This window comes from Paenibacillus sp. Mc5Re-14, from assembly GCF_001049835.1.
Taxonomy (GTDB): Bacteria; Bacillota; Bacilli; order Paenibacillales; family Paenibacillaceae; genus Paenibacillus; species Paenibacillus polymyxa_C.
In genome coordinates this window covers 4,754,725-4,768,117 of record NZ_CVPD01000001.1, presented here as the reverse complement: position 1 = coordinate 4,768,117, position 13,393 = coordinate 4,754,725, and the positions used below count along the sequence as shown (strand labels likewise).

The window sequence follows — 13,393 nt, the reverse complement described above, 5'->3', positions numbered from 1 at the left end:
TCTTTCTCTAGTAAGTTTACTGATGCTGCACAGCCTCGATCACTTTGTCCTTCTTTTTGTAGGAACCGTGACCAGGATTGTTCTTTTTGCTAACCGCTAACTCACTGCGCGTAACTCCTGCGGAATCGGTTCCTGGGGCAAAAGCAGAAGGGTCACCATCACCTTCTGTTCCCTCCTGATTGTTAGAGTCGCCTCCACCATTACCGTTATCATTAGAAGATTCCCCGCTGTTTCCTTCCTCACCGTTTCCATTCTGCGAGGAAGTACCACCAGATGAATCAGTCGGTGATGTTCCTGCAGGTGGAGCAATTTGAGGCATCGTCACCGTTCCATTTTTTGCATCAATATAAGAAACAGGATACGTGTCAACAAAAGCACCATCTCTAAATACGGAGACGACACTGTCTTTGTTAGGGGCCATCAGCAGGTTGATCGTAAACGTCTGTGTCGTATTAATCGTACGGCTGCCCCACTCCTGATTTTCTCCACGTGCATCTGTATAAGTGATACGAATTTTACTGTTCTTGCCCTCTTCCTTCGGTGCAACAGGCACATTAAATGGCAGCGTAATCGCTTCTGGCGGGTAACCAGTGCTTACATAAAACGTAATTTCCGTATTTGGTGGCAACTCACTGCCTGCCTCGGATGGCCATTGTTTGGTTACTCTTCCTTTTTCCTGCTCATAGCTAAATTCTTCTTTAATCGAGCCAACCTTCAGCCCTGCCTTTTTGACCTCATTTTCAGCTTGGTTCTGCGTTTTCCCTACGAGACTTGGCATTTTTACAGTGTCAGCGCCCTTGCTGACTGTGAGCACAACTTGGACTGAATCCTTATCAAATGGCTCATTTGCAGCGGGTGTCTGACTAAGGACGGTTCCTTCAGCCTGATCACTGAACTGCTCATTTTGCTGAATCTGCGTTTCCTTAATTTGCTGGGCGGTCAGTAGCTTTACAGCATTCTCGTAGCTTTGCCCTTTGACATCTGGCATCGGGGTAAGCGGCTTGGCAATTCCGACTTTCAGACTAATCTCCGTTCCTTCCTTGACTAAAGAGCCTTCAGGGTAGCTTTGATAAAAAACAACTCCTGGTGCAATCCCCTCTTTATATTCATGCTGGATTGGATCGTCAATGACTAGTCCTGCTTTACTTAGAGTGACCTTCGCTTGGTCTTCTGTTTGTGTCAGTACACTTGGTACTTTCACCTCAGGCACGACAAGCACACTTTGCACATAGTACACCACGCCGCCCATGCACAAAAGTAGCACCAACACTAGTGTTACCCAGAAGATCGTTTTTTTTCTATTTTTCTTGGACGATTGCTTGCTCGGAAGCTGTTCAGACTCACGAGGTTGGACAGGCACATCGTCACCACTGGAAGACACACCTAGTTGTTGAGGCTTAATAGCTGGGATAACCCGCGTTTGGTCCTCATCATCCAAATGTGTAAACTCCAGCTTAGATTCATTGCGCCGCCCCGGTAGCAGACAGGTTTCCAAATCTCTTAGCATTTCGTCTGCCGATTGATAACGTTCCTCCGGATTTTTGCGCATCGATTTTAAAATGACATTTTCTACACTTTGTGGAATCAACGGGTTAATTTTACGCGGTTCCTCAAATTCCTCTTGCAAATGCTTGAGTGCCACACTAATTGGGCTTTCTCCCAGAAAAGGAAGCTGTGCCGTTAGCATTTGATATAAGACAATACCTAAAGAATATAAGTCCGATTTTTCACCGGTAATGACACCCTTTGCATGCTCAGGTGAAAAATAATGAACAGAACCCACAACAGAACCTGTCTGGGTAATTGTCGTTGACGTAACAGCTCGAGCAATCCCAAAATCGGTTACCTTAACCCGTCCATTACGTCCAATTAAGATATTATGAGGCTTAATGTCTCGGTGAATAATCTGATTTTGGTGGGCATGTTCCAGAGCATCACAAATCTGGGAAGCAATCCGTACTGCTTCATCCACTTGTAGTGGCGCACGTTCTTTAATAATCTCATTCAAATTTTTGCCTTCAACGCATTCCATTACAATATAATGGATTTCATCCTCTTGGCCGACATCATAAATACTGACCACGTTCGAATGAGAAAGTGAGGCTGCTGACTGTGCCTCGCGCCGAAACCGGCGAATAAATTCCTCATCATGAACAAATTGCTGACGCAACACTTTAACCGCGACATTGCGATTCAGCAAAATGTCTTGAGCCTTATACACCAGCGCCATACCGCCGCCACCGATGCGCTCAATAATTTCGTATCTTCCCCCAAGCAGGTGCCCGATCATGCTTCACACCCCTTTTCACTCAATGAAACCGTGTTGTCGGGCAATTCAAACAAAGCTACAGTAATGTTATCGTCTCCACCGGCAAGCAACGCCAGGTGTAGCAGACGATCCGCACGTTCCTCCAAAGGATTTTCTGCGGCACCTACTACCTTACGGATCTGTTCTTCTGTTACCAAATTGCTTAATCCGTCACTGCATAGTAATAGCACATCGCCTTTTTCCAGCGTAATGGTGTCAATGTCCACCTTTACCTCGGAATCAGTGCCCAATGCCCGTGTCAGCACATTGCGACGGGGATGGTTTTCCCGCTCTTCCTTACTGATCTGACCGTTTTTGAACAACTCATTAACCAAAGTATGGTCTTCTGTAAGCTGACGTACCGTACCTTTGGATATGACATAAGCGCGACTGTCACCAATATGTCCGATAATTCCAGATGCATCGTTGAGCAAAACGGCAACAACGGTCGTTCCCATATTATGATACTGGTCATCGCGCGCAGCCGTTTGGAAGATGACTTCATTGGCATGCAAAATAGCGTCGCTGAGCGCCGCCGTCAAAGAATGTGCGGATAACCCGCTCTCCAGCGTCGCCAAATCAGCGGCAAGTGTCTCTACCGCAAGGCGGCTGGCCGTATCACCGGCCAGATGCCCCCCCATACCATCGGCAACAATTCCAAGAATATAGCCTTGTTCCAAGTGCCTGATCCAGGCAGAATCCTCATTTACCGAACGCACACGTCCGACATGGCTGACATGAACTGTTTTGATCAAATGGTTTCACCCCAACTCCATATGCTTTGCACGCAACTGACCGCAAGCAGCGGCAATATCGTGACCCTGTTCACGCCGGATCGTCACATTGACGCCTTTTTCGGCAAGAATACGTTGAAAATTAAAAATATCACTGCGCGATGTGCGCACATACTTGCGCTCAGGCACATGGTTGACTGGAATCAAATTGACGTGACACAGCATGTCCTTCAACACATCCGCAAGCTCTTCAGCATGTTCTGCCTGGTCGTTCACTCCACCGATCAAGGCATATTCGAATGAAATTCTCCGCCCCGTTTTAGCAAGATAATAACGAAGAGAATCCATAACATCCTTAAAAGGATAACGCCGATTTACAGGCATTAGCTTCGAACGCAGCGCATCATTAGGCGCATGAATGGATATTGCCAGATTAATTTGTGTATCCTCGTCAGCAAATTTATAAATATTGGGCACAATGCCGCTGGTTGAGACCGTAATATGACGTTGACCAATATTCAGGCCTTTTTCATGAATCATTGTACGTAAAAACGTCATTGTCGCTTCATAGTTCTCAAAAGGCTCACCCGAGCCCATAATCACGATACTGCTCACTCGTTCATTCGTTTTATCCAGAATTTTCTGAGCCTGCACCACCTGTGCAGTAATTTCGCCAGCCGTCAGGTTTCTTTTGAGACCCCCAAGCGTCGAGGCACAAAAAGTACAGCCAATCCGGCAACCCACTTGAGTCGTTACACAAATACTGTTTCCGTAATTGTGTCTCATGATAACCGTCTCAATAGCATGGTCATCATGTAAACCAAACAGAAATTTAACAGTACCATCTTTCGATTCCAACTTTGTAATTTCGTGAAGCGTCACAAAACTGAATTGCTCCTCCAGCTTTTCTCTCAGCGCCTTGGACAAATTGGTCATCTCGCTGAAATTATTGACCCGCTTTACATACAGCCAGTCAAAAATTTGTCCTCCCCGAAAGGCAGGCTCACCATTATTTTTGGCCCAGTCCTGAAGCTCTTCCAGTGTTAAATCGTATATAAAAGGTTTCATCAATATTTGCACCCGTTCCTTCTTCATTAAGTTCTGTTTAATCGCAGACAGTGTTTTTCATTCTTCCTATTTTAGCACAAATCCCTGAGGGGGTAAAAATTTTTCATCTTCATGCAAAAAACCGCCGGAAGTGTCCGGCGGATTGTGGAAATACTGGTGGGCAGCTACCTGGAATTCTCTTCCGATCTACTTTACCCGGCGCAGACGCGCGATATAAAATCCGTCACTGTGAAAATGCTGCGGTAACAGCTGTACTGAGCCTTTCTGTATACCATCCATTTCGTGATTCACGTCTGGAAAAGAATGATCCTTTGCCAACTCATACTCTGGATGTTCGCTTAAAAACCGAGCCAATTGTCCTTCATTTTCATCAGGCTCAATCGTGCAAGTGCTGTATACCAGAATACCACCCAGCTTCAACAGTCCGGCCACACTATCCAGCAACTCGTGCTGCAGTTGAGTAATATCGCGAACATCCTCCGCAGTTTTGCTCCAACGCAGATCAGGTTTACGGCGAATTACCCCAAAACCGGAGCATGGTGCATCCAGCAAAATACGGTCAAAAGAAGCCGGAGCATATCGTTCCTTTAAGTCCAACGCATCACCGGTAACCGTCTCAACAGCATCCAGACCAAGCCGATTCGCTTGCTCACGGATTAATTGATGCTTATGGGCATGCAGATCATTCGCAACGATCCGGCCGCGATCCTTCATCAGCTCAGCCATATGAGCTGTTTTGCCGCCTGGAGCTGCGCAGCAATCCAGCACTGTCATGCCAGGCTCAGGAGCGACCGCTTCGGCAACAAGCATGGAGCTTTCATCCTGTACAGACAACAATCCGTCCGTATACCACGAGGTAAGCGCCATATTTCCGCCGCTACGAACAACAATCCCATAGGGGCTAACGGGCGAAGGAACGGCATCAATCCCTTTTGCAACCATCTCGTCCAGCAGCTGATCACGACTGGTCATCGTCGTATTCACTCGTACACTGACCGCAGGGGGCTCGTTATTAGCCTTGCAGATAGCCTCAGCTGTATCGGCACCGTATTGCTTGATCCAGCGCTTAACTAGCCACTGTGGATGGGAATGTTCTAGAGAAATCCGTTCCTCTGCTGACAAATCGTCAGGAATGCGCAGCTTGTCCGGCTCACGCAGCATGCTGCGAAGTACGCCATTGACCATACCGGAAATCCCCTGATGCCCGCGCCGTTTGGCAATGGTCACTGCTTCACTAACAACTGCATGATCCGGAACTCGATCCAGATACACCAGCTGATACACGCTCATCCGCAGCAATGAACGTACCCAAGGCTGAAGCTTGGCCGTTCCTTTTTGAACAAATTTATTCAAAAAATAATCCAGTGTATTTCGGCGTGCCACTGTACCGTATACAAGTTCCGTCGTCAAACCAACGTCACTTGCAGATAAACCTGCCTGCTGAAGCCGGCGATTGAGCTCAAGATTGCTATACGCGCCCTCTTGCTCCACACCGGTCAGCACATCAAGTGCAACTTCCCGCGCCGTCTGTTTGCGAGTCTTGCCGGATCTGGTCCCCACTCCCTTGCGTTGGTCTCCCTGACGGGAGTGTCCCCCGCTCATCCGAGCACCGTGCCGGGCTTCATCTGTCCACCGCGCGCAAAGGTTCCGGCTTCCATAACCTTCTTGCCTGCCGGTTGAACCTGGGTCAGCCAGAGGGTTCCTTTACCTGTCTGCACCTCAATGCCACGAGCGGTTAATTGAAGAACCGTGCCGGGTGCTGGAGCATTTGAGCCACTCGCTTCATTATTTATGGAAGGCTGCTCCGCAGCCCATATTTTAAAAACATTGTTCTCCCAAAGTGTAAACGCGCCAGAAAAAGGAACCAGACCGCGAATCCGGTTGTATATTTGCTGCGCATTATCACTCCATGTAATGCGCTCATCATCACGGTTCAGGTTAGGGGCATAGGTCGCCTCGTCCTCATTTTGCGGCGTACGGTCTGATTGCCCTGCCAGCAACTTGGGCAGCTCGTCCTGCAAAAGTCTCGCTCCGGCTACGCTTAGCTTCTCAAAAATTGTGCCCGACGTATCCTCCGGCTCTATAGCCACCTCAACCCGCGATATCATATCACCGGTGTCCAGCCCTTCCGCCATATACATTAGCGTTACACCCGTCACTGTTTCACCGTTAATAATCGCACGCTGGATCGGTGCACCTCCCCGATATCGGGGAAGTAACGAACCATGCACATTCAGACAGCCGAAACGAGGCAAGTCTAATACGGACTTAGGCAAAATTTGACCGTAAGCTGCGGTGACGATCAGGTCGGGACGCAACTCTGCCACCTGAGCCACTGCTTCCGGCTGCCGAAGGCGGGTCGGTTGCAGCACAGGTAATCCGCGCTTTTCAGCCGCTTCCTTGACTGGTGTAGGCGTCAATATTTTTTTCCGTCCCTGTGGTTTATCTGGCTGAGTAATTACGCCGACCACGTTATATCCGTTGTCCAGCAACATATTCAGCGATGGGACTGCAAATTCAGGTGTACCCATAAAGATAATACGAATGTCTTGACTCATCGAACCTCACTCCCCTGCCTGACGGTTCGGTCCTGGCTGTTCCAGAGCAACCTCATATACTTTTTCTGCAATATCCGTGAACAATACTCCATTTAGATGATCAATTTCGTGCTGAAAAGCACGAGAAAGCAATCCTGTCGCTGTAACGGTAATAGCCTTGCCCTCGCGATCCAGTCCCTTGACTGTAACCTTCTCGGCACGACGTACATCTCCGTTCAACCCTGGAATACTCAGGCAGCCTTCAGGTCCCAATTGTTCTCCTTCTTCGGCCACAATTTCTGGATTGATCATTTTAATCAAGCCATGCTCGTCTCCAGCATCTACAACGATGAGTCGCTTCAAAATACCTACTTGTGGAGCAGCAAGACCTACTCCTTCTGCTTCATACATCGTATCAGCCATATCGTCCAACAGCTTTTGCACATTAGGCGTAATTTTTGTAACTTCCTTTGCTACTTTATGCAATACGTCATCCGGCTCCAACACTATAATTCTAATTGACATGACAACAGAACACCTTCCTCTTTTTCCTTCATTTAGGCTTTACTGTATTCATCACAAAAGCGACTGCTACATTATCCTATGTACGGACGGCTTGTCCGCATTAATTGTACTAATAACTTTAGTGTTAACACTCTACATAAGCATTTGCGGATCAACATCCAAACTAATCAGCAACTTTTGTGCCTGTGCAGATTCGGCCATTTCATCAGCCACTTGCTGAGCCAAACCAATCGCGTCGATATTTCCACGCCATTTTATCATACATTGAAATCGGTATCTATTCTTGATTCTCGAAATGGGTGAAGCTACTGGCCCCAAAATGTCCAGCACATCCGATGTAAGCCGGTCCATATTCCCGAACCAGCCCCGTTGTCTGGCTCGTCCTTGTAGTGTCGCTGAATAATTTTCAGCCAGTCGGACCAGCACCGGGAGCTGTTCATGAGAAAAGGTCACTAAAATTAGTCGGCAATATGGCGGGTAGTGCAGATTGCGACGATGTTTCAACTCTTCTCTCACAAAAGATGCATAATCATGACGACTTGCGTGAACCACCGAATAATGCTCTGGAGTGTAGGATTGTACGAATACTTCCCCCGGCAATTGATGCCTTCCAGCACGCCCGGCTACTTGTGTTAACAGCTGAAATGTCTTTTCCGCAGCCCGAAAATCCGGTAAATTAAGAGCGGAATCCGCAGTAATGACACCTACCAGCGTTACATCGGGAAAGTCCAGCCCTTTGGCTACCATTTGAGTACCCAGCAGTACGTCTGCTTTTTTATCACGAAATTGCTTGAGCAGCTTTTCATGAGCGTTTTTTTCAGTTGTGGTATCGACATCCATTCGGACAACACGTATGCCGGGGAATAGCTTAGCCAACTCTTCTTCCACTCGCTGCGTACCTGTACCGAAGTAACGAATATGCTCACTACCGCACTCCGGGCAAGTCTGAGGTACAGGCTCGGAATAGCCGCAATAATGACAACGTAAATTGTTCGACCGCTGATGATAGGTAAGCGAAATATCACAATCCGGACATCCTGCCACATAGCCGCAGCTCCGGCACATGACGAACGTGGAGTGACCACGCCGATTCAACAGCAATACCGTCTGCTCCTTACGCTCTAATCGCTCTGCGATTCCATTATGCAACGCACGGCTGAACATGGAGCGGTTGCCGGCCCGTAGCTCCTCACGCATGTCCATGATATGGACTTCGGGTAACGTGTTCCCTAATGCGCGGGTCGGCATTTCAAGCAGCAACGGCGCGAATTCGTCGTTACTTTGGGATCGGGCAGCATAATAGCTTTCCAATGATGGTGTAGCTGAACCGAGAATAACGACAGCCCCGTGCTGGTGTGCTCTGCGAATGGCTACATCACGCGCATGGTATTTGGGCGTCTCTTCCTGCTTATAGGATGTTTCGTGCTCTTCATCCATAATAATGAGCCCTAGCTCACGAAAAGGGGCAAATACCGCCGAGCGAGCGCCAATCGCCACTTTCACACGGCCTTCGCGTATTTTGCGCCACTCATCGTACCGTTCTCCCCCCGACAACCTACTGTGCATCACTGCGACCTGGTCGCCAAAACGACCTTTGAAACGTTCGACCATTTGTGGGGTTAATGATATTTCAGGTACGAGCACAATGGCCTGGCGATTCTGCTCGATACAGCGCTGAATAGTCTGCAGATAGATTTCCGTCTTACCGCTCCCTGTGACTCCATGCAGCAAATAAGCTCCTTGCTCACGCATGTCCAGCTGACGAACAATCCGTTCATACACCGACTGCTGCTCTGCCGTAAGCGGAAGAGGATCTGTAGGCTTGAAGTGTCTGCCCCGATAGGGATCGCGAAAGACTTCAACGTCTTCCTGTAACACATAGCCCTTATCTTCCAGTGCCTTAACCGTCGCAGCCGATACACCTAGCGAGGTCATTACTTCCTTCAGCGGCAGAGGCAGAAACTCGCTACGTTCCAGCAAAAAAGCAAGTACCTCCCGCTGACGCTGTGCCTTGGCAGAAAATTGCTCCAGTGCCATGGATGCCTCATCTATGCTGATAGCCAAATCAACAGCTTTCATCGTCTTTTTGCCAAGCTTGTCTTTTATAACCTGACTTTCCTGAAGCACTCCGCGGCGCAACAGCGATTTAATAACCTCCGCCTCCTCGGGGAAGCGTCTACTGAGTTGCTGCAACGGGACTTGCTCCTTATTCTGAATGAAGCTGACAATCTGACGCTCCGCCGGGTCACTCATACCGTCGTCAGTCAGAAGGGCCCATTCGATCTCATCCTCTTGATTAGACAGCATAGACCGCTGTGGATTCGTAGACTCATGCTGTTCGGCAATTGAGATATAACGTTCCGCCTTGCCCTTAAGCGCGGTAGGAATCATCACTTGCAGTGCCATAATCTGATTACAAGCATAACGTTCGCTCATCCATTTGCCCAATTCAACCAAATCTGGAGATAAGGGCGGTACCAGATCTAGCAACTCCTGAATCGCCCTCATCCTGTATTTTGGCGGCTCCTCAGCTGGAACTACCGAGATAACAAAAGCCTGCACCGTCCGTTTGCCAAAAGGCACAGCTACCCGACTACCTGGCTCAATCCAAGGTTTCATTGAATCCGGTATCAGGTAATCGAAGGTACGATCTGTATCTTTGGCAGGTACATCGACAATAACCTTGGCAACTAAATTGCCTGTTTCCATTAATGCAACACCCCACCCATGCGTCCCGCGGCTAGAGTAAGCAATTTACGCGCAACTTCTTCCTTTGACTGTACAGGGATCTGCTCTACCATCCCGCTTCGGTCATATATTTGAACAGCATTTGTATCAACACCAAAACCTGCACCATCCACAGTTACATCGTTTGCCGCAAGCAAATCACAATTTTTACGTTCTAATTTATCTATTGCATACGTCTCCAAATTTCCCGTTTCTGCTGCAAAGCCAATTAAAAATTGATGTTTCTTGCTGCGTCCGAGTGATTCCAAAATATCGACGTTCTTCACTAACTCTAATGTAAATACACTATCTTTTTTCTTGATCTTAGTCTGTGCCACCTCACGTGGTCGATAATCTGCCACAGCAGCAGCCATAACGACCATGTCACTCGTTTCCCATTGTTTTAGCACAGCCTGGTACATATCTTCAGCTGACTGGACTCTTTCAAGCGAAATACCTGAAGGCGGCTCCGCGCTGGTATTGGCAGCAATCAAATGTACCTCCGCCCCCATCTCCTGAGCCACTTTCGCAATAGCAAAGCCCATTTTACCGGATGAATCATTCGTAATATAACGGACAGGATCAATTCGCTCAATCGTGCCTCCAGCCGTGACAATGACTTTTTTTCCTGAAAGCGCTAGTTCATTCTTATTTACAAGTGGCTCAGTTACTTGATTCTCTGTAGATTCTTCTCCAAACCACCGTGATTCAGATTTGATTGCGGCTTCAGGTTCCAGAGCCTGCTGATCAAAAAAGCGCTCAATCGTTTGCACAATAGTTTCTGGCTCTTCCAAACGTCCTTTGCCAACGTAACCGCAAGCCAGTAATCCTTCCCCAGGCTCAATCATCTTCACACCACGTGATACCAGTGTCTCCATATTTTGCATGACTGCCGGATGAGTGTACATATGTACGTTCATCGCAGGGGCCACCATAATAGGTGCTGTCGTAGCCAGTAACGTTGTCGATAACATATCATCAGCAAGACCATGCGCCATTTTTCCGATGATATTCGCCGTTGCAGGAGCAACCAGCACCAAATCAGCCGCATCCGCCAGATGAATATGAGATACGATGGACGGCTCTCTTTCATCAAATGTATCACTGTACACCGGATTGCGAGAGAGTGACTGCAGTGTAAGTTCGGTAATAAACTCCTTGGCAGAAGCCGTCATAATCACATGAACATCGGCCCCCTTTTGCGTCAACTTACTGCAGAGCGCAGCCCCTTTATAAGCAGCAATTCCACCGGTTATACCAAGAATAATAACTTTCCCCTTCAACATCGTTAACTCCCCCTGACCGAAAAAAATAACAACCTTGCGGTTGTCAAAGGAATTGGCATTGCGCCTGGTTATAATGATTGTCTATAATTCTTATTCTTCTTCGCCGCTTTCAAGCAAAAGATGATCTGCATAGATCTCTTCCAGAGCTACTCCAACCTGTTTGTGAGATTTAGGACTCTTCAAGCTCGTCTTCTCGCCCTCACGCAACTGTCTAGCACGGCGTGATGCCGCTACAACCAGCGAATATTTACTATCTACCTTTTTCATCATTTCATCAATGGAAGGATACAGCACGAATAGACACCTCTTCATGTAGTTTTAAGCTGTATAAGCTGAACTCCAGTGTACACCTTCAAGCTCAGCTTATACAGTATTATTTCTCTTTTGGTACGCTTGGCATATGTAAAGCCTCGATTAAGGTCGAACCTTACAATGTTCGGCGATAATAATGGATTCTATTCGTTTACAAGCGAAATCAATCTCATCATTGACAACCGCATAATCATAGTGACGTAACAGGTTCATCTCGTCCACAGCTACCGACATACGGTGATCAATGGTTGCTTGAGTTTCTGTGCCACGTCCCCGAATTCTATCCTTCAATTCATCCAGTGAAGGCGGAAGCAAGAAAATGAATATGCCTTCCGGGAATTTTTCTTTAACCTTTAGCGCGCCCTGAACTTCAATTTCCAGAAAGATATCTTTACCCTGCGCAAGCGTCTGGTCTACAAAATCACGTGGAGTGCCATAGTAGTTACCTACATACTCTGCGTACTCCAGCAATTCATCTCGTTCAATCATGCCTAAAAATTCTTCACGCGTTTTGAAAAAATAGGTCACTCCATCCTGCTCGCCCGAACGAGGTGTTCGAGTTGTAGCAGAAACGGAATACGTTATCTCAGGTAGCTTTTCGCGCAATGCATTGCCTACCGTCCCTTTACCGACCCCCGAAGGTCCGGATATTACAAATAATAATCCCTTAGCCATAGTACACTCCATTTTTATTCGTCATTGTCATCATCTTTAGTGGATAGGCGATGAGCGACCGTCTCCGGCTGCACCGCAGACAGGATTACATGATCACTGTCTGTAATAATAACAGCCCGTGTCCGGCGGCCATAGGTAGCATCAATTAACATATGACGGTCCCTGGCTTCCTGTATAATCCGCTTGATCGGAGCAGACTCCGGACTGACGATGGAGATTATTCGGTTGGCCGACACGATATTGCCAAAGCCAATATTGATCAATTTGATTGCCATATTCAGGTCTTTCCCCCTATACATGTGACTATTGCAGCCGTGCCGCTACCAGGTAGCTACTCAATATTTGCAGCCTGCTCACGAATTTTTTCGAGCTCTGCTTTCATCTCAACGACCAAATTAACTAATGTGAGATGATTAGCCTTAGAGCCGATCGTGTTGACTTCCCTGTTCATTTCCTGGATTAAAAAATCTAATTTGCGACCGGCCGGCTCGTCCGACAGCAGCAACCTTTTGCACTGTCCAAAATGACTTTGAAGCCGGGTAAGCTCCTCATCAATATTGCTGCGATCCGCGAATAACGCAATCTCCATTCCGAACTTATGTTCATCAAGCGTAAATGAACCGTCCTGAAGCTCTTTAAGCCTGTGCTTCAGCCTGTTACGGTAGTCGCTCACAACATGAGGAGCCAACACCGTCATTTCATGATGAAAGGATTCCAGACGTAAGATACGAGATTCCACATCTTGTGCCAAATGCCCGCCTTCTCGCCTTCTCATCTCCAGCAATCCTTGCAAAGCTTCGTTCAAAGCTCGCTGTAAATGCTCTTCCCAGTCCTCTTCGTCTCCATTGCAAGCCTCTCCAGGCTCACCCAGAACATCAGGCAAAGCAAGGATATCACTTATACCTAACGTTCCTTTCACGCCATAACGATCCGCCAGCTGCTCCGCTGCACGCAGGTAAGCCTGCACGACAGTGTCATTCAACCGTGCGGCGGGTATCTGTTCTTCATCACGTTCCCTGTGGATGAAAACATCGATACGACCGCGTTTAATCTGCTGTTGAACCGTTCTTCTCAAGCCATCTTCATAACGAGTCCATTCACGTGGAATTCTCATCATCACTTCGCAATAGCGGTGATTGACCGATTTCAATTCCAAGCGCACTTTATACCCCTCATGATGAAGGATGGCTTGACCGTATCCGGTCATACTCAATGACATCG

Annotated in this window: 12 protein-coding genes; all 12 read right to left on the bottom strand. The window is 47.7% G+C overall.

Going from position 1 to position 13,393, the window contains the following annotated elements:
* Positions 1-16 precede the first annotated feature (16 nt).
* The 12 genes from pknB to BN1546_RS21535 all read right to left on the bottom strand — a co-directional run bounded on the left by pknB (position 17) and on the right by BN1546_RS21535 (position 13,391).
* Positions 17-2,290 carry a Stk1 family PASTA domain-containing Ser/Thr kinase gene (pknB, locus tag BN1546_RS21590; RefSeq protein ID WP_090738808.1) on the bottom strand — a complete coding sequence of 758 codons (2,274 nt, stop codon included), beginning with the start codon at positions 2,288-2,290 and terminating at the stop codon, positions 17-19.
* Positions 2,287-3,063: a Stp1/IreP family PP2C-type Ser/Thr phosphatase gene (locus BN1546_RS21585; protein ID WP_013371843.1), complete on the bottom strand. Its 777-nt coding sequence runs from the start codon at positions 3,061-3,063 to the stop codon at positions 2,287-2,289. Before BN1546_RS21585 ends, pknB begins: the two co-directional genes overlap by 4 nt.
* Positions 3,064-3,069: 6 nt before the next feature.
* Positions 3,070-4,110: a dual-specificity RNA methyltransferase RlmN gene (gene rlmN, locus BN1546_RS21580; protein ID WP_025675760.1), complete on the bottom strand. Its 1,041-nt coding sequence runs from the start codon at positions 4,108-4,110 to the stop codon at positions 3,070-3,072.
* 186 nt (positions 4,111-4,296) lie between these two features.
* Positions 4,297-5,712 carry a 16S rRNA (cytosine(967)-C(5))-methyltransferase RsmB gene (gene rsmB, locus BN1546_RS21575; protein ID WP_058829812.1) on the bottom strand — a complete coding sequence of 472 codons (1,416 nt, stop codon included), beginning with the start codon at positions 5,710-5,712 and terminating at the stop codon, positions 4,297-4,299.
* Complete coding sequence (gene fmt / locus BN1546_RS21570) at positions 5,709-6,668, bottom strand: methionyl-tRNA formyltransferase (RefSeq protein ID WP_058710373.1); 960 nt, start codon at positions 6,666-6,668, stop codon at positions 5,709-5,711. The genes rsmB and fmt overlap by 4 nt, the downstream gene beginning before the upstream one ends.
* Before the next feature lie 6 nt (positions 6,669-6,674).
* Positions 6,675-7,172 carry a peptide deformylase gene (def, locus tag BN1546_RS21565; protein ID WP_058710374.1) on the bottom strand — a complete coding sequence of 166 codons (498 nt, stop codon included), beginning with the start codon at positions 7,170-7,172 and terminating at the stop codon, positions 6,675-6,677.
* A gap of 132 nt (positions 7,173-7,304) precedes the next feature.
* Complete coding sequence (priA, locus tag BN1546_RS21560) at positions 7,305-9,881, bottom strand: primosomal protein N' (protein WP_058710375.1); 2,577 nt, start codon at positions 9,879-9,881, stop codon at positions 7,305-7,307.
* On the bottom strand, positions 9,881-11,185 hold the full coding sequence (gene coaBC, locus BN1546_RS21555) for a bifunctional phosphopantothenoylcysteine decarboxylase/phosphopantothenate--cysteine ligase CoaBC (protein WP_090738807.1): 1,305 nt from the start codon (positions 11,183-11,185) through the stop codon (positions 9,881-9,883). The genes priA and coaBC overlap by 1 nt, the downstream gene beginning before the upstream one ends.
* A 90-nt stretch (positions 11,186-11,275) precedes the next feature.
* Entirely contained in the window at positions 11,276-11,479 is a 204-nt protein-coding gene (gene rpoZ / locus BN1546_RS21550) for a DNA-directed RNA polymerase subunit omega (protein WP_013371850.1), read from the bottom strand.
* A gap of 120 nt (positions 11,480-11,599) precedes the next feature.
* Entirely contained in the window at positions 11,600-12,172 is a 573-nt protein-coding gene (gene gmk, locus BN1546_RS21545; protein ID WP_013371851.1) for a guanylate kinase, read from the bottom strand.
* Between the two features lie 14 nt (positions 12,173-12,186).
* Positions 12,187-12,447, bottom strand: coding sequence for an extracellular matrix/biofilm regulator RemA (gene remA, locus BN1546_RS21540; RefSeq protein WP_005548256.1), 261 nt, complete (start codon positions 12,445-12,447; stop codon positions 12,187-12,189).
* 56 nt (positions 12,448-12,503) lie between these two features.
* Positions 12,504-13,391 carry a YicC/YloC family endoribonuclease gene (locus tag BN1546_RS21535; protein WP_058710377.1) on the bottom strand — a complete coding sequence of 296 codons (888 nt, stop codon included), beginning with the start codon at positions 13,389-13,391 and terminating at the stop codon, positions 12,504-12,506.
* Between the last annotated feature and the right edge of the window lie 2 nt (positions 13,392-13,393).

Excerpts from the sequence above, each read along its gene's own strand:
- gmk (WP_013371851.1), bottom strand. The coding sequence starts at position 12,172 with ATGGCTAAGGGATTATTATTTGTAATATCCGGACCTTCGGGGGTCGGT.
- fmt (WP_058710373.1), bottom strand. The coding sequence starts at position 6,668 with ATGAGTCAAGACATTCGTATTATCTTTATGGGTACACCTGAATTTGCA.
- remA (WP_005548256.1), bottom strand. The coding sequence starts at position 12,447 with ATGGCAATCAAATTGATCAATATTGGCTTTGGCAATATCGTGTCGGCC.
- rlmN (WP_025675760.1), bottom strand. The coding sequence starts at position 4,110 with ATGAAACCTTTTATATACGATTTAACACTGGAAGAGCTTCAGGACTGG.
- BN1546_RS21535 (WP_058710377.1), bottom strand. The coding sequence starts at position 13,391 with ATGTCATTGAGTATGACCGGATACGGTCAAGCCATCCTTCATCATGAG.
- pknB (WP_090738808.1), bottom strand. The coding sequence starts at position 2,290 with ATGATCGGGCACCTGCTTGGGGGAAGATACGAAATTATTGAGCGCATC.
- coaBC (WP_090738807.1), bottom strand. The coding sequence starts at position 11,185 with ATGTTGAAGGGGAAAGTTATTATTCTTGGTATAACCGGTGGAATTGCT.
- def (WP_058710374.1), bottom strand. The coding sequence starts at position 7,172 with ATGTCAATTAGAATTATAGTGTTGGAGCCGGATGACGTATTGCATAAA.
- rsmB (WP_058829812.1), bottom strand. The coding sequence starts at position 5,712 with ATGAGCGGGGGACACTCCCGTCAGGGAGACCAACGCAAGGGAGTGGGG.
- priA (WP_058710375.1), bottom strand. The coding sequence starts at position 9,881 with ATGGAAACAGGCAATTTAGTTGCCAAGGTTATTGTCGATGTACCTGCC.